This is a genomic window from Rhodoferax sp. TH121 (genome assembly GCF_002251855.1).
GTDB lineage: Bacteria > Pseudomonadota > Gammaproteobacteria > Burkholderiales > Burkholderiaceae_C > Allorhodoferax.
This window is the reverse complement of sequence record NZ_NOXW01000018.1, coordinates 74104-94012: the sequence shown is the minus strand read 5'-3', so window position 1 is coordinate 94012 and position 19909 is coordinate 74104. Positions and strand designations below refer to the sequence as shown.

Here is a 19909-nt window from a genome sequence, read left to right as displayed (position 1 = left end):
CCTCCAAATTCCCCATGTCCCGCGAGTGGATGGAATCGCACTGGATGGCTTTTACCGGCAACCGCGATTTCAAGGCCAACCCACGCATGATGGTGAGTGCCCAGGGCGCCTACTTCACCGACTCCAACGGCAAGAAGATTTTTGATGGCCTCTCCGGCCTGTGGTGTGCGGGCCTGGGCCATGGCCGCCGCGAAATCACCGAAGCGGTGAGCAAGCAGATGGCCACCATGGACTACTCGCCCGCCTTCCAGTTCGGCCACCCCCTGTCGTTTGAGCTGGCCAACAAGATTGTGGAACTCACCCCCGAAGGTCTGGACTATGTGTTCTATACCGGCTCGGGCTCCGAATCCGCCGACACCGCACTCAAGATGGCGCGTGCCTACTGGCGCGCCAAGGGCATGGGCAGCAAGACCCGCCTGATTGGCCGCGAGAAGGGCTACCACGGCGTGAACTTCGGCGGCATCTCGGTGGGCGGCCTGCCAGCCAACCGCAAGACCTTCGGCCAAGGCATTGAGGCCGACCACTTGGCCCATACCCAGCTCGCCAGCAACGCCTTCAGCAAGGGCCTGCCCGAGAAAGGCGGCGACATGGCCGACGAGCTGTTGCGCCTGATTGCTCTGCACGATGCGTCCAACATTGCCGCCGTCATCGTCGAGCCGATGTCCGGCTCTGCCGGCATTGTGGTGCCGCCTGTGGGCTACCTGCAGCGCCTGCGCGAGATCTGCACCCAGAACAACATCCTGCTGATTTTTGACGAGGTCATCACTGGCTTTGGCCGTCTGGGCGCCTACACCGGTGCGGGTTACTTCGGTGTGGTGCCGGACATCCTGAACGCTGCCAAGCAAATCACCAACGGTGCGCAGCCTTTGGGCGTGACGGTGGCCAAGAAGGAGATCTACGACACCTTTATGGCTGCCGGCGGCCCGGACTACATGTTGGAATTCCCCCACGGCTACACCTACTCTGCCCACCCCGTCGCGTGCGCGGCGGGTGTGGCTGCGTTGGATGTATTGGTCAAAGAGAACATGATTGAGCGGGTAAACGCCTTGGCGCCCTACTTTGAGAAAGCCGTGCACAGCCTGCGCGGTGCCAAGCACATCACCGACATTCGCAACCTAGGCCTGTCCGCCGGTTTCACCCTGGCCGCCGTGCCGGGCGAACCCGCCAAGCGTCCCTATGAAGTCGCCATGCGCTGCCTGGACAAGGGCTTCTACGTGCGCTACGCCGGCGACTGCATTGCGCTGGCCCCCCCCTTCATCAGCACCGAAGCGGAGATCGACAGCCTGGTGAACGCGCTGGGCGAGGCGATCAACGAAACTGCCTGAAGCGAACCACTCAATCGCTATTCTTTTTATAGCTGCTCGCGCATATTTATCGTGGGCTAGCAGCCATTTTGACTCTTAAATCGCTCCCATGTCCCAACTCCCTACAGTCGGCCACCTCATCGGCGGCAAGATCATCACCACCGGCGAACGCGCCCAGGACGTCTTCAACCCCGCCACCGGCAAAGCCGAGAAGCGGGTCTTGCTGGCCCCCAAGGCCACCGTGGAAGAAGCCATTGCCAACGCGCAAGCCGCATTCCCCGCCTGGCGCAACACGCCTCCACTCAAGCGCGCCCGCGTCATGAGCAACCTCAAAGTCTTGCTGGAAAAGCACGCTGAAGAACTTTGCGCCTTGATTACTGCCGAACACGGCAAGGTGCTGAGCGACGCCTTGGGAGAACTGCAGCGCGGCATTGAAAACGTGGAATACGCGTCGTACGCGCCCGAGCTGCTTAAGGGCGAGCACAGCAAGAACGTGGGGCCCGCCATCGACAGCTGGAGCGAGTTCCAAGCGCTGGGCGTCACTGCCGGTATCACCCCCTTCAACTTCCCCGCCATGGTGCCGCTGTGGATGTGGCCCATGGCCGTGGCCTGTGGTAACACCTTTGTGCTCAAGCCCTCTGAGCGCGACCCCAGCTCCACCCTGCGTGTGGCCGAGTTGGCGCTCGAAGCCGGCCTGCCACCCGGCGTACTCAACGTGGTCAACGGCGACAAGGAAGCCGTGGACACGCTCTTGCAAGACCCGCGCGTGAAGGCCGTGAGCTTTGTGGGCTCCACGCCGATTGCTGAATACATCTACGCTGAGGGCTGCAAGCACGGAAAGCGCGTGCAAGCCCTGGGCGGCGCCAAGAACCACGCGGTGGTGATGCCCGACGCCGATGTAGCCAACGCTGTGAGCGCGCTCATGGGCGCGGCCTATGGCTCCTGCGGCGAACGCTGTATGGCCATCCCGCTGGTGGTGGCTGTGGGTGATGCCACCGCCGACGCAGTGATTGAAGGCCTGAAAGCCGAGATCGCCAAGATGAAGGTCGGCCCCGGCACCGCGCCCGGCATGGATATGGGTCCGCTGGTGACCAAGCCGCACTTCGAGAAGGTGAGGGGCTATGTGGACCAGGGCGTGAAAGAAGGCGCCACGCTGGTGGTGGACGGCCGTGGGCTAAAGGTGGCCGGCCATGAAGACGGCTATTACCTGGGCCCCTGCCTGTTTGACAACGTCAAACCCGGCATGGTGATTTACCAGGAAGAAATTTTTGGCCCCGTGCTGGGTGTGGTGCGCGTCAAGAGCCTACAAGAAGCCATGGACCTGATCGACGCGCACGAATACGGCAACGGCACCTGCATCTTCACCCGCGACGGCGAGGCCGCGCGCTACTTCACCGACAACATCCTGGTCGGCATGGTGGGTGTCAACGTGCCCCTGCCCGTGCCCGTGGCCTACCACTCGTTTGGCGGATGGAAGCGCAGCCTGTTCGGCGACCTTCATGCCTACGGCCCCGATGCCGTGCGCTTCTACACCAAGCGCAAGACCATCACCCAGCGCTGGCCCTCGGCTGGCGTACGCGAAGGCGCGGTGTTCAGCTTCCCCAGCAGCCGCTGATAGGCAGCAGCAAAAGTAATAGGGCTTGCCGCTTGGCAAGCCCTTTTTATTTCGGCCCCGCAATCTGCTGCTTAGCCACAGTTCGGCCGCACTGGCTGGCACAAGGTTTTCGGCTTCTCATGACAATGGGGTTCTATGAATGTTCTGAAAAACACCCGCTTGTCGCTGTTGGATCTGGTCGCTGTACGTGAGGGCGGCACCGTGGCGGATGCCCTGAAGATCGCCTTGCGCACCGCCCAGCACGCCGAACACCTGGGTTTTAGCCGCTACTGGCTGGCCGAACACCACAACATGCCCGGCATTGCCAGCTCCGCCACCGCCGTGCTGGTAGGCCATATTGCGGGCGGCACCGAGCGTATCCGTGTGGGCTCCGGCGGCATCATGCTGCCCAACCACGCACCGCTGGTGGTCGCCGAAGCCTTTGGCACACTGGCCGAGCTGTACCCGGGCCGCATTGACCTGGGCCTGGGCCGCGCGCCCGGCACCGACCAAGCCACCATGCGCGCGCTGCGCCGCGCCAAAGTGGAGCACGAGGAAGACTTTCCGCGCGATGTGGCCGAGCTACAAGCCTTGCTGGGCCCGCTGCAGCCCGGGCAAACAATCATGGCCATGCCGGGCGCGGGCACGAATGTGCCGATCTGGTTGCTGGGCTCCAGCCTGTACTCAGCGCAACTGGCCGCGCACATGGGTTTGCCCTACGCTTTTGCCTCGCACTTTGCACCGCGTTTTTTGCACCAGGCCATCGGTATGTACCGCAGCCTGTTCCAACCCTCGGCGACCCTGGACAAGCCCTACGTGATGGTGGGCGTGCCGCTGGTGGCGGCAAGCACCGATGCAGAGGCAGAACTGCTGGCTAGCAGCATTTACCAGCGCGTGCTTGGCATCCTCACCGGGAAGCGCGGCTCCCTGCCGCCGCCGGTGCCCAACTTCTTGCCCCAGCTCCCCGCCGATGCGCGTGCCGCGATTGGCGACTTTCTGGGCGAAGCCGTGATTGGTGGGCCCGACACCGTGCGTGACGGCTTGAGCGCCATGGCCGACGCAACCCAGGCCGACGAGTTGATGCTGGTCTGCGACATCTACGACCCCGCCTTGCGCCTGCGCGCGCTGGACATTGCTGCACAGGCGGTGCGCGACGCGCAGGCTGATGCGGCTAAGGCCGGCGCGCTGGCAGCGGGATAAATTCGGTCTCGCCCGGCACCCGGGGAAAGCGCTGGGCCTCCCAGTCGTCCTGCGCTTGCAGGATGCGCTCCTTGCGGCTGGAGACAAAATTCCACACCATGTGGCGGTGGCCCAGCGGCGCACCGCCGACCAGCATCACGCGCGTGGCTTCACGGGCGCACAGGGTGGGTGTGCTGCCGGGTTCCAGCACCAGCATCTGACCGGGCTCCAGCAGCTCGCCATCCACTTCCAGCGGGCCGTCCACGCTGTAAATGCCACGCTCCTGCGCCGTGTCGGGAATGGTCAGCAAGGCACCGGCCTCCAGCTCCAGCGCCAGGTACAGCGTGGGAGACAGCGTGGCCACTGGGGAGGTGACACCAAAGGCCGAGCCAATCAGTACGCGCACCGTGGCACCGGGCAGCGCCACCACCGGGATCTGGCTGGCCGGGGTATGGGCAAACGACGGCGCATCTTCCTCATGCTCCGCAGGCAGGGCGGACCAGAGCTGGAAGCCATGGCTGCGCCGAGTGACGCTGCGCAGGTCGTCCGGCGTGCGCTCGGAATGCACGATGCCCCGGCCCGCCGTCATCCAGTTGATGGCGCCAGGCTCGATGCGCTGCACCACCCCGGTAGAGTCGCGGTGCATCATGGCGCCCTCCAGCAGATAGGTCACCGTGGCCAGGCCGATGTGGGGGTGCGGGCGCACATCGTGGTTGTCGGTGGGCTGCGCCGTCACCGGGCCAAAGTGGTCAAAGAACAAAAACGGCCCAATCGCCTGGCGCTGCATGGCGGGCAGCACGCGGCGCACGGTGAAGCCGCCACCCAGGTCATGGGCTTTGGGAGTGAGACGTTCGGTCATAGAGGCAGCTCCGGTGAATCAAGCATGCGGGGGAGGGGCAGCACGCTATGCTAGCAAGCCCGGACTAATCTGTAGAAAAACGTCGTATGAATAGCCCCCACATTCTCCGCATGCGCCATCAGTGGGAGCAATGGCGCATCGAATCTGCCTTGGTGCAGGACGATGCAGTTGCCGTAGACCTAGACCGCGTGCGCAACTTGGCGCCCCTCTTTGCAGTGCTGGATGGCGTACTTTTCCTGGTGTTTCTGTATCTGCTGCTCGGCGCACCGGACCATGACCCGGCACACCGCTGGAAACTGTGGTCGATGTGGTTGCATCTGGGGTCGTGCACGTGCCTGATAGCGATGTGGGCTGCAGCGCGGGCACTGCAACACCGGCAACGGACGTGGGCCGGCCGCAACATTGGCCTGCTGGCAGTGGGCACGGGGATTGCGCTAGTGATTGGAGAGGTTGCGGTAGAACAATGGGTTACGCCCAACATCACCGCGTTTGCGCTGGTGTGTGTGGCCACCAGCTTGGCCATCTACCTGCACCCCAGAACCGCGGCATGGCTCTATGGCAGTGCCTATGTTGCCTTTTACTTCGCGCTGGGCTGGACACAAACGAACCCGCAACACCTGATGTCCAACCGTCTGAGCGGTCTGGCGATTTGTGGTATCTCGTGGGCACTTTCTGTGATGCTTTGGCGCAAGTTCACCATCATCACCCTGCAACGCAAGCAGCTGGAAAAAGCCAATGCCGAGCTACAGCAAAAACAGCGGGAGTTGGAGCGACTGACGCGCCAGGATGGTCTGACCGGTCTGTTCAACCGCAACACATTCACAGAACTCAGCCGCAGCGAACTGGCTCGCAGCCAGCGCCAAGGCAGCTCCACGACCATCGTGCTACTCGACCTGGACTATTTCAAGCGCATTAACGATACTTGGGGTCACCCTGCCGGCGATGCCGTCTTGCGGCATGCCGCCACACTGACCAGCGGGACCGTGCGCAGCACAGACCTGGTGGGCCGCTTGGGTGGGGAAGAATTCATCGTGCTGCTGCCCCACACCACCATCGATGCCGGGCGTCGGATTGCCGAAAAAATCCGGCAACGCTTGGAGACCTCTGTCATCCAGTGGGAAGGAAATCGCATACCGGTCACGGCAAGCTTCGGGGTTTCCAGCACCACCGCAGCGGAAAAACTCGATTTCGACCACCTCTATACAGAAGCCGACAAGGCCCTCTATCTAGCGAAACACCAAGGGCGAAACCGGGTGGTCTGATGTGATGCGCGATACCTAGCCCCCTGCAGGCCCAGAGGGACAAAGCGCTACTGGGATAATCCGGGGTTACACCGGATTCCTATGGCACTAATTACCCTTCTCGACGCCCAGCTGGCTTTTGGGCACGTCCCCCTGCTCGACCACGCTGATTTCTCCCTCGAAACGCAGGAGCGCGTGGGCCTGATTGGCCGCAATGGCGCAGGCAAGTCGTCCATGCTCAAAATTCTGGGCGGCATGGAAAAGCCCGACGACGGCACCCTGCAAGTGCAGGGCGGCACCCGTATTGCCTATGTGGCACAGGAGCCCGTGCTGGATGCAGATGCTACTATTTTTATAGCTGTTCGCGCAGGAGTGGAGCGGGTCATTGGCCTGATTGAGCAATATTGCGCGGGCGAAGGCGATCTCGATGCGATGCAGAGCGAGATTGAGACGCTGGACGGCTGGAACTGGGAACAGCGCGTCAACGAAACCCTGGACCGCCTGCACCTGAACCCCGAGGCGGTAGTGAGCACGCTGTCGGGCGGCACCAAGAAGCGTGTGGCCCTGGCGCAGGCGCTGGTGGCCCAGCCCGATGTGCTGCTGCTCGACGAGCCGACCAACCACCTGGACCTGGACTCGATTGAATGGCTGGAAGGCCTGCTCAAGGAATTCAAGGGCTCCATCATCACCATCACCCACGACCGCTCCTTCCTGGACAACGTGGCGACACGCATCGTCGAGCTGGACCGCGGCAAGCTGATGAGCTACCCCGGCAACTTTGCCGCGTACCTCACGCAAAAAGAGGAGCAACTCGCGCAGGAAGCCATCATCAACGCCAAGGCCGACAAGCTGCTGGCGCAGGAAGAAGTGTGGATCCGCAAGGGCGTGGAAGCGCGCCGCACGCGCGCCACGGCCCGTATTAACCGCCTGCAGGAGCTGCGCGCCAAGCGCGAGGCGCGCCGCGACGTGGTGGGCAGCGTGAACATGGACGTGAACAGCGGCGACAAGAGCGGCAAGCTGGTCTCCGAGATGGTGCATGTGTGCAAGACCTTTGGCAACCGCGTCATCGTCAAGGACTTCACCGCCACCATCTTGCGCGGCGACAAGATTGGGCTGCTGGGCCCTAACGGCGCGGGCAAGACCACGCTCTTGAAGCTGATCCTCGGCGAACACAAGCCGGACCCAGCGCCTGCCAACGCGCCCAAGCCCGAACCCGGCCACAGCCCTTGGGGCACGGTGCGCCTGGGTTCCAACGTCACGGTGGCGTACTTCGACCAAATGCGCAACGCACTGGACCTGGACGCCACGCTGGAAGACTTCATCAGCCCCGGCAGCGAGTGGATCGAAATTGGCAACCAGAAAAAGCACCGCAAGAGCTACCTGGGTGACTTCTTGTTCTCGCCAGCCCGTGCGACATCCCCCGTGCGTTCGCTGTCCGGTGGTGAGCGCAACCGCCTGCTGCTGGCCCGCCTGTTTGCCCGACCCGCCAACGTGCTGGTGCTGGACGAGCCGACCAATGACCTGGACATCGACACGCTAGAGCTACTGGAAGACCTGCTGCAAAGCTACGACGGCACCGTGTTCCTGGTCAGCCATGACCGTACCTTCCTGGACAACGTGGTCACCAGCACCATTGCCTATGAGGGTGATGCCAAGTGGCGCGAGTACGAAGGTGGCGTGAGTGACTGGCTGATCCAGACCAAGCGCGCCAATGCCATCAATGCCGCTGCGGGAAAGACCACCGCCAAACCCTTCAACTACGAGCGCGAGCAGCTCCAAAAACAGGAGCAAGCCGTCGCCCAGGTGAGTGCCTCCGCCCCGGCGGCACCGGCGCCTGCCAAGGCCAAGAAGCTCAGCTTCAAGGAACAACGTGAGCTCGATGGCCTGCCCGACCGCATTGCGGCGCTGGAAGCCGAGCAGAAAGAGATCACCGAGGCCTTGGCGGACGGCAGCCTCTACGCCAGCGACAACGCACGCGCACTGCAACTCGCGCAGCGCAACGCACAGATCGATGACGAATTGATGGCCGCACTGGAGCGCTGGGAACAGCTGGGCGGCAGCTGATGCGCGTGCGGCCTTGCCGCACTGCGGCTTGGTAACCCGACGGAAACTGGCGCATATCTTGGAGGCCGTGGCGCGTGCTATGGTTTCTCCATGCACCTCCCACAGCTCCACGACCGCATCGCACAGGCCGCAGGCCGCCTGCCTGCAGACCCTGCCCTGCAGGCCCAGTTCACCGCCTGCGCGCTCAACACCATCGAGACCACGACGGAGCGCCTGGACGACGGCAGCACCTTTGTCTTCACCGGGGACATTCCGGCACTATGGCTGCGCGACTCGTCGGCCCAGGTACGGCATTACCTGCTGCTGGCCGCCGATCTGCCCGAGGTGCAGGGCCTGGTGGCCGGGCTGATCCGTCGACAGATGGACTGCATCCTGTTGGACCCCTACGCCAATGCCTTCAACAAGGGCCCCACGGGTGGTGGCCACCCCGGGGACCTGACCGACGCCCACCCCATGGTGTGGGAACGCAAGTACGAGGTGGATTCGCTCTGCTACCCGCTGGACCTGGCCTGGCAGTTCTGGAAGCGCAGCGGCGTGACCACGGTGTTTGACGACACCTGGCGCCAGGCGGTGCGCACCGTGGCAGCCCTGTTCCGCCGCGAACAGCGGCACTTTGAGGATTCGCCCTATCGCTTTGAGCGCCCGCACGCGGTGCAGACCGATACCTTGCGCAATAAGGGCATGGGCATGCCCGTGAACTACACCGGCATGACCTGGTCAGGCTTTCGGCCCAGCGACGATGCCTGTGAATTCGGCTACCTGATCCCGGCCAACATGTTTGCCGTGGTGGCGCTGCGCCGCACCGCAGAAATCCTGCGCACGGTGGTGCAAGACGCGGCCCTCGCCGCCGAGCTGGACACCCTGGCCGGAGAGATTGACCACGGCATCCAGGCCTATGGCACGGTGCTGCACCCGGTCTACGGAAAGATCTACGCCTACGAGACCGATGGCTTTGGCAACCACCACCTGATGGACGACGCCAATGTGCCCAGCCTGCTGTCCATCAGCTACCTGGGCTATGCGCCAGCCGATGACCCGGTGGTGCAGAACACGCGGCGCTTTGTGCTGAGCCGCGACAACCCTTACTTTCAGCAGGGCAGCCGCGCGCGTGGCATCGGCAGCCCGCACACGCCACCCGGCTACGTCTGGCCCATCGGTATTGCCATGCAGGGGCTGACGTCTTCAGACCACGCAGAGCGTCTGGCCTTGATTGCCATGCTGCGCGACTGCGACGCCGGTACCGGACTGATGCACGAGAGCTTTCACCCCGACCGGCCCGAGGAATTCACCCGCCCCTGGTTTGCCTGGGCCAACACCCTGTTTGCCGAGCTGCTGATCGAGACCTACGGGCTGCACCTGCCCTAAGGCGCCAAGCTACAGCACCTTGGCGGCGCGCAAGGCCGCAATCGCTGCGGCGTCCAGCCCCATTTCGGCGAGCACCTGCTCGGTGTGCTCGCCCAGCGCGGGCGGCGCATGGCGCAGCTGCACCGGCGCGTCGGCCAGGCGCAGCGGGCTGGCCACGGTTGCTATGCTTTCGATAGCAGTTTGCGCAGTAATGGCGGGGGCCAGATGCTGTTTTTGCACCAAACCGCGGGCGTGTACCTGCGGGTCATCAAAGGCTTCGTCCAGCGTGTTAATGGGGCCACAGGGCACCGCGCGGTGCTCCAGTAGCGCAATCCACTCGGCAGTAGTGCGCGTGCGCGTGACCTCGCTGATCAAGGGGATTAGCGCCGCGCGGTGGGCCACGCGTTCGGCATTGGTGCCAAAGCGCGGGTCCTGCGCCCACTCCGGGTGGCCTGCCACGGCGCTGAAACGGGCGAATTGCCCGTCATTGCCCACGGCCAGCAGCATGGCGCCATCCAGCGTGGGCAGATCTTGGTAGGGCACCAGGCTGGGGTGGGCGTTGCCCGTGCGCTGAGGCACTAGCCCGGTGTTGAGAAAACCTGCCGCCTGGTTGGCCAGAATGGCCATGCCCACATCCAAGAGTGCCATGTCGATGTGCTGGCCCTGGCCCGTGCGGTGGCGCATTTCCACCGCGGCCAAAATGGCGCTGCAGGCATAGATGCCGGTGAACACATCGGTGATGGCCACGCCCGCGCGCTGCGGGCCAGCACCGGGCGCGCCGTCGGGCTGGCCGGTGATGCTCATCATCCCGCTCATGGCCTGCACCATGAGGTCGTAGCCCGCGCGCTCCGCATACGGCCCAGTCTGCCCAAAGCCGGTGATTGAGCAGTAGATGAGTTTGGGGTTGAGTGCCTTCAGACTCGCATAGTCCAGCCCATAGTGCGCCAGCCCACCCACCTTGAAATTCTCCACAAGGATGTCGCTCTGCAAGGCCATTTGACGGATCAACGCCTGGCCTTCGGGCTGGGCGATGTCGATGGTGATGGAACGCTTGTTGCGGTTGCAGGCCGTGAAGTAGCTGGCATGTGCCGTGTTATGGCCGCGCGCGTCCTGCAGGAAGGGCGGTCCCCAGTGGCGTGTGTCGTCGCCGACACCGGGGCGCTCGACCTTCACGACGTCTGCGCCCAGGTCAGCCAGCATCTGGGTGCACCAGGGGCCGGCCAGCACGCGAGAGAGGTCCAGGACCTTGAGGTGGCTTAGGGCACCCGGAATGGCACTGGGGGAATTATGAGAGTCAGCAGTCATGGTGTGCGGATCTGGAATCGGTGAGCCGCAAGCATACGCTGCATGACGCGGGTTGATCCGCATGTCCAAGGCCAAGCGGGCTTCCTATACTGGTTTCCAAAAAAACACCCAGAACTCCGTTCTGCACTGCAGGAGACACCCCCATGCAAGCATGGATGCACAACGTTCCCCAAGCCATCATTGACGCCAAAGCGGACTTGCGCGCACGGATCCCCGATCTACGCGAGCGCTTTGCGCGCATCGACCAATATGTGCGCGACGAGGTTGCCGCCATCCGTACCGAACAGGCCTCCGGTGGCGCGGTGCCCACGCTGCAGTTTGCCGACGTGCAGGCCGGCAAGGTCGGTGAAGCCCAGCGCCAGCAGATCCGGCGGCGCGGTTGTGTGGTGCTGCGCGGGGTATTCGATCCACAACAGATTGCGCAATGGAACGAAGAGATAGGCCGCTACATCGAGGCCGTGGACTATCTGGGCCAGGCCCAGAGCAAGGCCGGGTTGGACAAGTACTTCAGCGCCCTGCAGTCCGGCGCGCCGCAGATTTTCAGCCTCTACTGGTCCAGGCCCCAAATGGAGGCCCGCCAGCACCCGCACTTGGCGCAGGCGCGCGCCTTTCTGAACCGGCTGTGGCAGTTCCGCGGCCCAGCCGGCCCGGTGTTTGACCCTGACCGCGAATGCACCTACGCCGACCGCCTGCGCCGCCGCGCGCCCGGCGCTACCAGCCTGGGCCTCTCGCCGCATGCGGACGCGGGCTCGGTGGAGCGCTGGTGCGAACCCAGCTTCCACCGGGTCTACCACGAGGTGTTCTTCGGCGATGTGATGGCCTACGACCCCTTCCAGGCGCTGGGGCGTGACCAGACGCACGAGATCCCCTCCCCAGCCGTGGCCAGCGTGTTCCGCACCTTCCAGGGCTGGACAGCGCTGAGTCGCCAGGGCCCGGGCGACGGCACGCTCAAGCTGGTGCCCATCGCCAAGGGCATGGCCTGGATGCTGCTGCGTGCGCTCTTGGACGATGTGCCGGCGGACGACCTGTGCGGCGCCCAACCCGGCCGCGCGCTGAGCGCCAGCCCCGAGTGGCATGCCACCTTACTAGAAGGCGAGGTGTCCATTCCCGTGGTGGAGCCGGGCGACACCGTGTGGTGGCACTCGGACACCATCCACTCGGTGGAAGACCAACACCGGGGCAGCGGCTACAGCAATGTGATCTACATCGGCGCCGCCCCCTACTGCGCTAAGAACGCGGCCTTCCTGCCCAAGCAGGCCGAGGCCTTCCTGAGCGGTCACAGCAGCCCGGACTTTGCACCCGAGAACTACGAGCTGGACTTTGCTGGCCGCGCCACCGAGGCCGACCTCAGTGAGCTAGGCCGGCGGCAGATGGGCTTGTTGCCGTGGTAGGGCGCTTGAAATTGCTATTTATTTCATAGCTGTTTACGCACTATCCACGGCCTGCAGGCCTTATTTGGTTGCTTTTTATGCACTCTGCGCCAGGTGGCGCACGCGCAGGGTGGCCGCGTCCAACGCCTCGGCCCCCAGCCAGCGCAGCGTGCGCGTCTGGCCTGGTAGCAGCGTGAACGCGTTGTCCTCAAAGCGGCCTTCTTGCGGCGTCTCCAGCCACACAAAGAAGCTGGTCTGCGGGCTTTCGACACGCACGGTGTGTCCGTCCACCAGCATCAGCGCGACGGGCGCTGCGGCCATGGTTGTGTCCTTGTAGGGGCGCACCAGGTGGTCGCGGCAGCCGCCTGGGGTGCCGGCGCCACGCCAGCGGATCTGCACAAACTCTTCTGCGCCCACGTGCGCGTCGTCCAGCACCGCGAGGGTTTGCGCGGCCTCGAGGGTCAGCGTGGCGCTGCCGCTCCACAGCGTGCGCTCGGCGCCGGTGTGCACCTGCACGGCCACCACCTGCACCTGCAGGGCCTGGTCCTGCGGCTCGTCGCTCACGGCCACCACGGCAAACTTAGCTTCGCCGTCCTGGGGCACGGCCACCACGCTCACCGGCGCGTAGAAGTTGCGGGCCAGGTACTGCAACACCTTCCAGCGCCCACCGTACTCGATGCTGGACCAGGAGGCCACGGGCCAGGTGTCGTTGAGCTGCCAGTACAGCGTGCCCATGCAGCGCGGCTTCAGTGAACGCCAGGAGTCGATGGCGGTTTGCATCGCCAGGGCCTGCTGGATTTGCGAGACGTAGATGAGCTGGTCGAAGTCGCGCGGAAAACGGAAGTAACGCGTCATGGTCTCCACGATGCGCGCGTTGCCGCCCTTGTTGCGTTGGTGCACCTCCATCACGCGGGACGACACATTGCGGTCTTCAGGCTCGGTGAAGCTCTCCACGGTGTATGACGATGGGAAAGATTGGAAGCCGAACTCGCTGGCAAAGCGCGGCTTCACCGTGCGGTAGTGCTCGAACGGTTTGGCCGAGTGCCACACGTCCCAGAAGTGCAAGTCGCCGCGCGTATCGCAGTGCCAGCCATCGGCAAAGTCCAGCTCGCCCAACGAGGGGGATGAGGGCCAGAAGCGGCGCGCCGGGTCATGGTCTTCCACGGCCTCGCCCAACAGGCGGTTCAGGCGGTCGTAGTTCACCAGGTAGCGGTCGCGGTTGGCCTTGGCATCGTCGTACCAGCCCAGGGCGCCGATGATTTCGTTGTCGCCACACCAGAGCGCCACGCAGGCGCGGTGCTGCAGGCGGCGCACCTGGTAGACAGCTTCCTGCTTTACCTCCGCCAGAAAGTCCTTGGTAGACGGGTAGTGCATGCACGAGAACATGAAGTCCTGCCACACCAGCAGGCCCAACTCGTCGCACAGGTCGTAGAAGAACTCGGTCTCGTAGTTGCCGCCGCCCCAGACGCGAATCATGTTCATGTGGGCATCGCGCGCGGACTCCAGCAGCGGGCGTACCGCTGCTTCGGTGATGCGGCCGGGCAGTGCGTCGGCCGGAATCCAGTTGGCGCCCTTGGCAAAGATGTCGCGGCCGTTTACACGCAGTTTCATGGTGGTACCGACCTCGTCAGGTTCGGTCACCAGCTCCATCGTGCGCAGGCCCACGCGGCGTGTGTGCAGCACGCCGTCCAGCACCACCTCCAGCGGGTATAGCGGTTGTGCGCCCTGTCCGGCGGGCCACCACAACTCCGGAGAACTCACCACAAAGGTCTCGCGGTGTTGCGTCTGGCCGGGGGCCAGGTGGAACTGAACCGGGCGTTCTTCGCCGTTGAAGCGCACCACCAGTTGCGCCACACCCGCCTGGGCTACGCGGGTGTCCACTTCCACGACAACCTCGACTCCCTGGGCGCCATGCGTCTGGTGCACAGCGATGTGCTCCACCTGCGCGACGGGCACGCACTGCAGCTGCACCTCGCCGTACAGGCCCAGTGGCATGAGGCTCAGGTTCCAGTCCCAACCGGCGGCGCACTGGGTCTTGCGCAGCAGGTTCACCGGGGCCTTGCGGTCGCCATTGAAGTCCCAAGGCAAGGGGAAGCGATGCGCGTCGTGGCGCTTGTGGGCCTCGGCAAAAGCATCGTGCAGCACCACCATCAGCTCGTTGGTGCCCGCGCGCAGCTGGGCCGTCACGTCCAGCCGGTGGCGGCGGAACTGGTTCTCGAGTGCAGCGACCTTCTCACCGTTGAGCCACACGCTCGCCAAACAATCGACCTGGTCCAGCGTCAACACCCAACGGCCTATTGCACCAGTGGGCACCTCAAAGCTGCGGCGCAATTCCCAGTCGCGATGGGCGACCCACTGCACCACATGCTCATTGGCGCCGAAGTACGGATCGGGGATGGCACCGGTGGCCAGCAAGGCGGAGTGCACATCCCCTGGAATCGGTATCGCACAGGCGTGCTGCCCCTCGGAATCTGCGAGTTGCCAGAGACCGGCCAGGTCCAGGGTCAGGACACCCACCGGCAGTGCGGAAGCATTGGGGGCCAGCGTGGAAGCATTCATGGGGAGCCTTGCGCAAATGGGGGAAGAAGCGCCGCAGTGTAGAAATAAAAAACGTTTTCGAAAACTGGAACAAGGCAGTTACGAGGGTAATCCAGCATTGGCACCATACGAAAAGTCTTTAATTATTGATTTAATCCTTTGTTAATGTTTGTTTTTTAGCCTGTAGACAGCACACCAGCCCGATAACGTTTTCGAAACCTGATTCGTAACAGTCACATGGCCACCTCCAAGGTACGCCCCACCCTCAAAAGCCTTGCGCAAGGCTTGGGTCTGTCTGTTTCCACGGTTTCCAAAGCCCTCAAAGGCGCCCCCGATGTGAGCGCCGACACGGTGAAGGCCGTCCGCCAAGCCGCCCAAACTGCGGGCTACGAGCCAGATCTGCGTGGCGTCAAACTGCGCACGGGCCGGACCTTCCTGCTGTATTACCAAAAGGCCGTGGCACCCATGCAGGACGTACCCGATGCCATCGTGGCAGCGCAGATCGAGACCATTGCCAGCAGCTTGGCCGGCACACCGTACCAGCTGCAAATTGAACCCTGGAACACCGCCACTGAAGACCCGCTGCCCGCTATACGCCGCATCGTCAAAGGCCGGCTGGCCGATGGCATCGTGCTGGACACCACCCAGCCACAGGACGCGCGTGTGCGTTATCTGCTGGAGCACAACTTCCCCTTCGTCACCTTTGGCCGCACCGAGCTGGTGTCAGAACACCCCTACGTGGACGCGGACAATGAACAAGCCGCTTTCGTCGCCACCCGGCACCTGATTCAGCGCGGCCACCGGCGCATTGCGCTCATCAGCCCACCGCTGCTCTATACCTATGCGCTGCAGCGCCGCCGCGGCTATTGGGCGGCGCTCAAACAGGCGGGGCTGCCGGTCGATCCCACGCTGTTATGCGAAGGCGTGCAAGATGCGCGCGTCGCCCGCCGTATCGCAAGGGAACTGGCCGAAACCACCCATGCGCCCACCGGGTTTGTCTGCGCCAACGAAATTTCCACCTTGGGCATCATGGCCGGCCTGCGCGATGCGGGGCAAACGCCGGGAACCGACGTAGAACTGGTGTCACGCGATGGCGCACTGATCAACCACTACCTGTACCCGCCACCCGCCACACTGTTTCTCGACATCCGGGTGGTGGCCAGCACCTTGTGCGATTTCCTGTTGCGCCGCATACAAGGTGAGGCCGTGGAAACCTTGCAACGCGTTTTGCCATGTGAACTGCGTTACGGCGAGTTACTAAGGGAAAGCTCTGATAAGCCGGCCCACGCGATGGTGTTTCAATTCGGCTCCAGCGCGGAACCGGTTCCAAGTTTTGTCGACCACGATCCCAAAATCCTGGCCGACGACGGTTACGCGCACTCAACGGAGTCCATTCCATGACAAGCACCAAGCCCAGCATTGCGCCCAACGCCAAGGCTCTGGCAGCGCAGATTGCGCCCCCCGCCAACTCCCGCATGGCCCATCCAGAGTTCGTCTGGGGCGTGGCTACCGCGTCCTACCAGATCGAGGGCGCCATCCATGAAGACGGTCGCCTGCCCAGCATCTGGGACACCTTCTCCGCCACGCCTGGCAAGGTGCTGCACGGTGATACCGGCGACGGCGCCTGCGACCACTACCACCGCTGGAGCGAAGATGTGGACCTGATTGAGTCTATTGGTGTGGACGCCTACCGCCTTTCCATCGCATGGCCGCGCGTCATGCACGCGGATGGCACCCCCAACCGCAAGGGCCTGGATTTCTATAAAAAGCTGCTCCAGCGCCTGGCTGACAAAGGTATTCAGCGTTTTGTCACGCTCTACCACTGGGACCTGCCCCAACATCTGGAAGACCGCGGCGGCTGGCTCAACCGCGACACCGCCTACCGCTTTGCCGAATACGCAGACCTGGTCAGCCGCGAACTCAAGGGCCTGGTCACCGGCTGGGCCACACTCAATGAGCCTTGGTGTTCCGCCTACCTGGGTTATGGCAATGGCCACCACGCCCCCGGCCTGGCCAACCCCCGCTACCCCACGCAGGCCCTGCACCATTTGCTGCTCGGCCATGGCTTGGCATTGCCCGTCCTCGAAGCCAATGACCCGAGCGCCAAGCGCGGCATCGTCTGCAACGTGGGCCGCGGCACCACGGACAGCAGCAAAGAAGCGGACATCATCGCTGCCCGCCGCTACGAAGTGCAGCACAACGACTGGATCTTGCAACCCTTGCTCCAGGGCAGCTACCCCGAAGAGGTGTTCAAGTTGTGGCCCGGAACCGAGCCGCTGGTGCTGGACGGTGACATGGACATCATCAGCCGCCCGATGGACTTCATGGGCATCAACTACTACTTCCGCTGCAACCTGCACAGCGATGGTGGAACCGGTTTTGTCGACGTTCCACTCGAAGGCGTGGAACGCACCCAGATGGGTTGGGAGGTGTACCCCCAAGGCCTGGAAGACCTGCTGCGACGCTTCAAGGCGCAATACGACCGCCTGCCCCCCATCTACATCACCGAAAACGGCATGGCCTCCGATGACGCCGTGGTCAACGGTGAGGTGGTCGACGAACAGCGCATGCGCTTTATGCAATCGCACTTTGCGGCGGTGAGTCGGGCCATCGATGCGGGCGTGGATGTGCGGGGCTACTTTGTGTGGTCCCTGATGGATAACTTTGAGTGGGCATTCGGCTATGAGCGCCGATTTGGCATCACGCACGTGGATTACAAGACACAGGCCCGCACGCTGAAGCACAGCGGCAAGGCCTTGCAGGCGTTCCTGGCCCTCCGGCGGGGGTCTTGATCCGGAGCCGATGGGTAATCACGCCCGTCGGCCCGTTTTTAACGGGCACTTGCCCACCTTAGAGGAGACAACAATGAGCATCTTGAAGAAACATGCCTTGGCAGCCTGCTTGGCCACCATGGGACTGATGGGCGCAGCCCACGCACAAAAAGCCGAAGTGATCCACTGGTGGACCTCCGGTGGCGAAGCCGCCGCCATCAAGGAATTTGCTGCGGCTTACACCAAGGCCGGCGGAACCTGGGTGGATACACCTGTTGCCGGCGGCGGTGGCGCTCAGGCACGCACCGTGATCATTAATCGCACCATCGGTGGTGATCCCCCCATGACAGCGCAGTTCAACTACGGCAAGCAATACGAGGAAATCATCAAGGAAGGTTTGTTGAATAACCTCGATGATGTCGCTGCCAAGGGCAACTGGGACAAGATCCTGCCTGAGAAGATCAAGGGTCAGGTCAAAGTGAATGGCCACTACTACGCCGTGCCTGTCAACCTGCACAACGAAAACTGGATTTGGTACAACAAGGCCGTATTGGCCAAGGCTGGCGTGACCAAGGACCCCGCCAACCTGGACGAGTTCTTCGCAGCGCTGGACAAAGTCAAGGCCACCGGCGTGACGCCCCTGGCATTGGGTGGTCAAGGCTGGCAGGAGAACATCACCTTCCGTTCCATCCTGATTGCAACCGGTGGCCGTGACCTGTACCTGAAGACGTTCAAGAACAAGGACGTCTCAGGCCCGGGCTTCAAAAAGGCGGTGGAAAACTTCAAGAAGCTGAAGTCCTACGTGGACCCCGGCTCCCCCGGCCGCGACTGGAACTTGGCTACCGGCATGGTGATCGACGGCAAGGCCGGCTTCCAGATGATGGGTGACTGGGCCAAGGGCGAGTTCATCAACGCCAACAAGGCAGCCGGCAAGGACTTCGGTTGCTTCATGGCAGGCGGCGCCAATAGTCCGTACTCCATCGGCGGTGACGTGTTCGTGTTCCCACGCAACAAGGCCGCGGGCAGCGCTGAAACCCAGAAGAAGCTGGCTGAAATGATGATTTCGCCCGCCGTCCAAGTGGCTTTCAACAACAAGAAAGGCTCCATCCCCATCCGTACCGATGTGGACCTGAGCGGCGTGGACATCTGCGCAGCGCAAGGCGTGAAGGCTGTGAAAGAAAACCGCCTGATCGAAGGCATTGATGATCTGCTGTCGCCCGACGTGAAGGGCGCATTCGAAGATGCCATCAGCAAATACTGGAACTCCGCCCAGTCCGCTGACGATGTCGTCAAAGCTGTCGCTTCCGCACTGAAGCTCTAAGTGCCATGGGTCGGGGCAGCCAATGCTTGCTCCGACCCCGTCCTGCAAAAGTGCAATCCTGCTCGGCAGACCCGCTGCCGAGCAGGACTTTCACGTGACCCGAGAGATTTACCATGGCACGTAGTTCAAGACCACGCCGCTTTCATCTGGCGCTCAATGCCGCCCTGTTGCCGCTGGCCATCACCACGCTGCTGGCCTATGTAGGTTCAGTGCTGTGGAGCATTCGCATTTCGTTCTCCACTTCCCGTATGCTGCCCAAAGACGACTGGGTGGGCCTGATGCAGTTTGAACGCCTGTTCAATACCGACCGGTGGATGGTGTCATTGCAGCACATGGGCATTTTGGCCGTCGTCTATATTGGCGGCGTCATCGTGCTCGGCACTCTGATGGCAATTTTCATTGACCAGCGCATCAAGGGTGAAAGCTGGTTTCGCACGATTTTTCTCTACCCATTCGCCATGAGTTTCGTCGTCACTGGCCTGATCTGGCAGTGGCTGTTCAACCCTGGCCTGGGGCTTCAAAATGCCTTCCGTGAAATGGGATGGGAGTCCTTCGTCTTCGACTGGACCACCCGGCAGGACCTGGTGATTTATGCGGTTGGCATTGCCATGGTCTGGCAAGGCTCAGGCACCACCATGGCCATCATCCTCGCGGCATTGCGCGGGGTCGACGAGGAACAGTGGAAGGCAGCCCAGCTTGAAGGCATCTCCAAACCGCGCTATTACTGGAGCATCGTGTTGCCGCAGATCGGTCCGGCCTTTGCCACGGCATTCGTGCTGCTGGCAGTCGCTTTGGTGCGCACATTCGACATCGTGGCCGTGATGACGCGTGGCGGCCCCGGGGACGCCAGCGAAGTACCAGCCAAGTTCATCATCGACCACCTGTTCGAACGCAACAACATTGCTTTGGCGTCCGCGGCGTCCGTCGTCATGCTGATCACCGTCTTCACGGTTCTCACCCCCCTGCTGTACTGGCGCTCCAAGGTACAGGCCCGCCTCAATGCCGGACATTGAAAGTAC

At 63.0% G+C, this 19909-nt stretch carries 14 protein-coding genes; 11 read left to right on the top strand and 3 right to left on the bottom strand.

Annotation, left to right across the window (positions count from 1 at the left end):
* Positions 1-14: 14 nt before the first annotated feature.
* The 3 genes from CHU94_RS03630 to CHU94_RS03620 all read left to right on the top strand — a co-directional run bounded on the left by CHU94_RS03630 (position 15) and on the right by CHU94_RS03620 (position 4098).
* A complete protein-coding gene (locus CHU94_RS03630; RefSeq protein WP_094477075.1) occupies positions 15-1325 on the top strand; it encodes an aspartate aminotransferase family protein in 1311 nt (436 codons plus the stop codon).
* 88 nt (positions 1326-1413) lie between these two features.
* The gene (locus CHU94_RS03625; protein WP_094476868.1) at positions 1414-2919 is read left to right on the top strand and encodes a CoA-acylating methylmalonate-semialdehyde dehydrogenase; all 1506 of its coding nucleotides are present in this window, start codon (positions 1414-1416) and stop codon (positions 2917-2919) included.
* A gap of 135 nt (positions 2920-3054) precedes the next feature.
* Positions 3055-4098, top strand: coding sequence for an LLM class flavin-dependent oxidoreductase (locus CHU94_RS03620; RefSeq protein ID WP_094476866.1), 1044 nt, complete (start codon positions 3055-3057; stop codon positions 4096-4098).
* Here CHU94_RS03620 and CHU94_RS03615 read toward each other — a convergent pair.
* Positions 4070-4936 (bottom strand): pirin family protein, encoded by an 867-nt coding sequence (locus CHU94_RS03615; RefSeq protein ID WP_094476864.1) that lies wholly within the window; start codon positions 4934-4936, stop codon positions 4070-4072. The genes CHU94_RS03620 and CHU94_RS03615 overlap by 29 nt on opposite strands.
* Positions 4937-5022: 86 nt before the next feature.
* Here CHU94_RS03615 and CHU94_RS03610 point away from each other — a divergent pair, with 86 nt between their 5' ends.
* From CHU94_RS03610 to CHU94_RS03600, 3 genes are all read left to right on the top strand, one after another.
* Positions 5023-6198 (top strand): GGDEF domain-containing protein, encoded by a 1176-nt coding sequence (locus tag CHU94_RS03610; RefSeq protein WP_094476862.1) that lies wholly within the window; start codon positions 5023-5025, stop codon positions 6196-6198.
* 81 nt (positions 6199-6279) lie between these two features.
* Positions 6280-8241: an ATP-binding cassette domain-containing protein gene (locus CHU94_RS03605; RefSeq protein ID WP_094476860.1), complete on the top strand. Its 1962-nt coding sequence runs from the start codon at positions 6280-6282 to the stop codon at positions 8239-8241.
* 90 nt (positions 8242-8331) lie between these two features.
* Positions 8332-9606 carry a glycoside hydrolase family 125 protein gene (locus CHU94_RS03600; RefSeq protein ID WP_094476858.1) on the top strand — a complete coding sequence of 425 codons (1275 nt, stop codon included), beginning with the start codon at positions 8332-8334 and terminating at the stop codon, positions 9604-9606.
* Positions 9607-9615: 9 nt separating this feature from the next.
* Here CHU94_RS03600 and CHU94_RS03595 read toward each other — a convergent pair whose 3' ends face one another.
* Positions 9616-10890: a CaiB/BaiF CoA-transferase family protein gene (locus CHU94_RS03595; RefSeq protein WP_094476856.1), complete on the bottom strand. Its 1275-nt coding sequence runs from the start codon at positions 10888-10890 to the stop codon at positions 9616-9618.
* Positions 10891-11033: 143 nt separating this feature from the next.
* Here CHU94_RS03595 and CHU94_RS03590 point away from each other — a divergent pair, with 143 nt between their 5' ends.
* Complete coding sequence (locus tag CHU94_RS03590; protein ID WP_094476854.1) at positions 11034-12281, top strand: YbiU family protein; 1248 nt, start codon at positions 11034-11036, stop codon at positions 12279-12281.
* Between the two features lie 75 nt (positions 12282-12356).
* Here the strand turns inward: CHU94_RS03590 and CHU94_RS03585 are convergent, their stop codons facing one another.
* Positions 12357-14819 (bottom strand): glycoside hydrolase family 2 protein, encoded by a 2463-nt coding sequence (locus CHU94_RS03585; RefSeq protein WP_094476852.1) that lies wholly within the window; start codon positions 14817-14819, stop codon positions 12357-12359.
* Between the two features lie 216 nt (positions 14820-15035).
* Between CHU94_RS03585 and CHU94_RS03580 the strand changes: the two genes are divergently transcribed.
* From CHU94_RS03580 to CHU94_RS03565, 4 genes are all read left to right on the top strand, one after another.
* Positions 15036-16199, top strand: a complete 1164-nt coding sequence (locus CHU94_RS03580) for a LacI family DNA-binding transcriptional regulator (RefSeq protein ID WP_094476850.1) — start codon at positions 15036-15038, stop codon at positions 16197-16199.
* On the top strand, positions 16196-17590 hold the full coding sequence (locus CHU94_RS03575) for a GH1 family beta-glucosidase (RefSeq protein ID WP_094476848.1): 1395 nt from the start codon (positions 16196-16198) through the stop codon (positions 17588-17590). The genes CHU94_RS03580 and CHU94_RS03575 overlap by 4 nt, the downstream gene beginning before the upstream one ends.
* A 73-nt stretch (positions 17591-17663) precedes the next feature.
* Positions 17664-18890: an ABC transporter substrate-binding protein gene (locus CHU94_RS03570; protein WP_094476846.1), complete on the top strand. Its 1227-nt coding sequence runs from the start codon at positions 17664-17666 to the stop codon at positions 18888-18890.
* A 113-nt stretch (positions 18891-19003) separates the two neighbouring features.
* Positions 19004-19903 (top strand): carbohydrate ABC transporter permease, encoded by a 900-nt coding sequence (locus CHU94_RS03565; protein ID WP_094476844.1) that lies wholly within the window; start codon positions 19004-19006, stop codon positions 19901-19903.
* Positions 19904-19909: the final 6 nt, after the last annotated feature.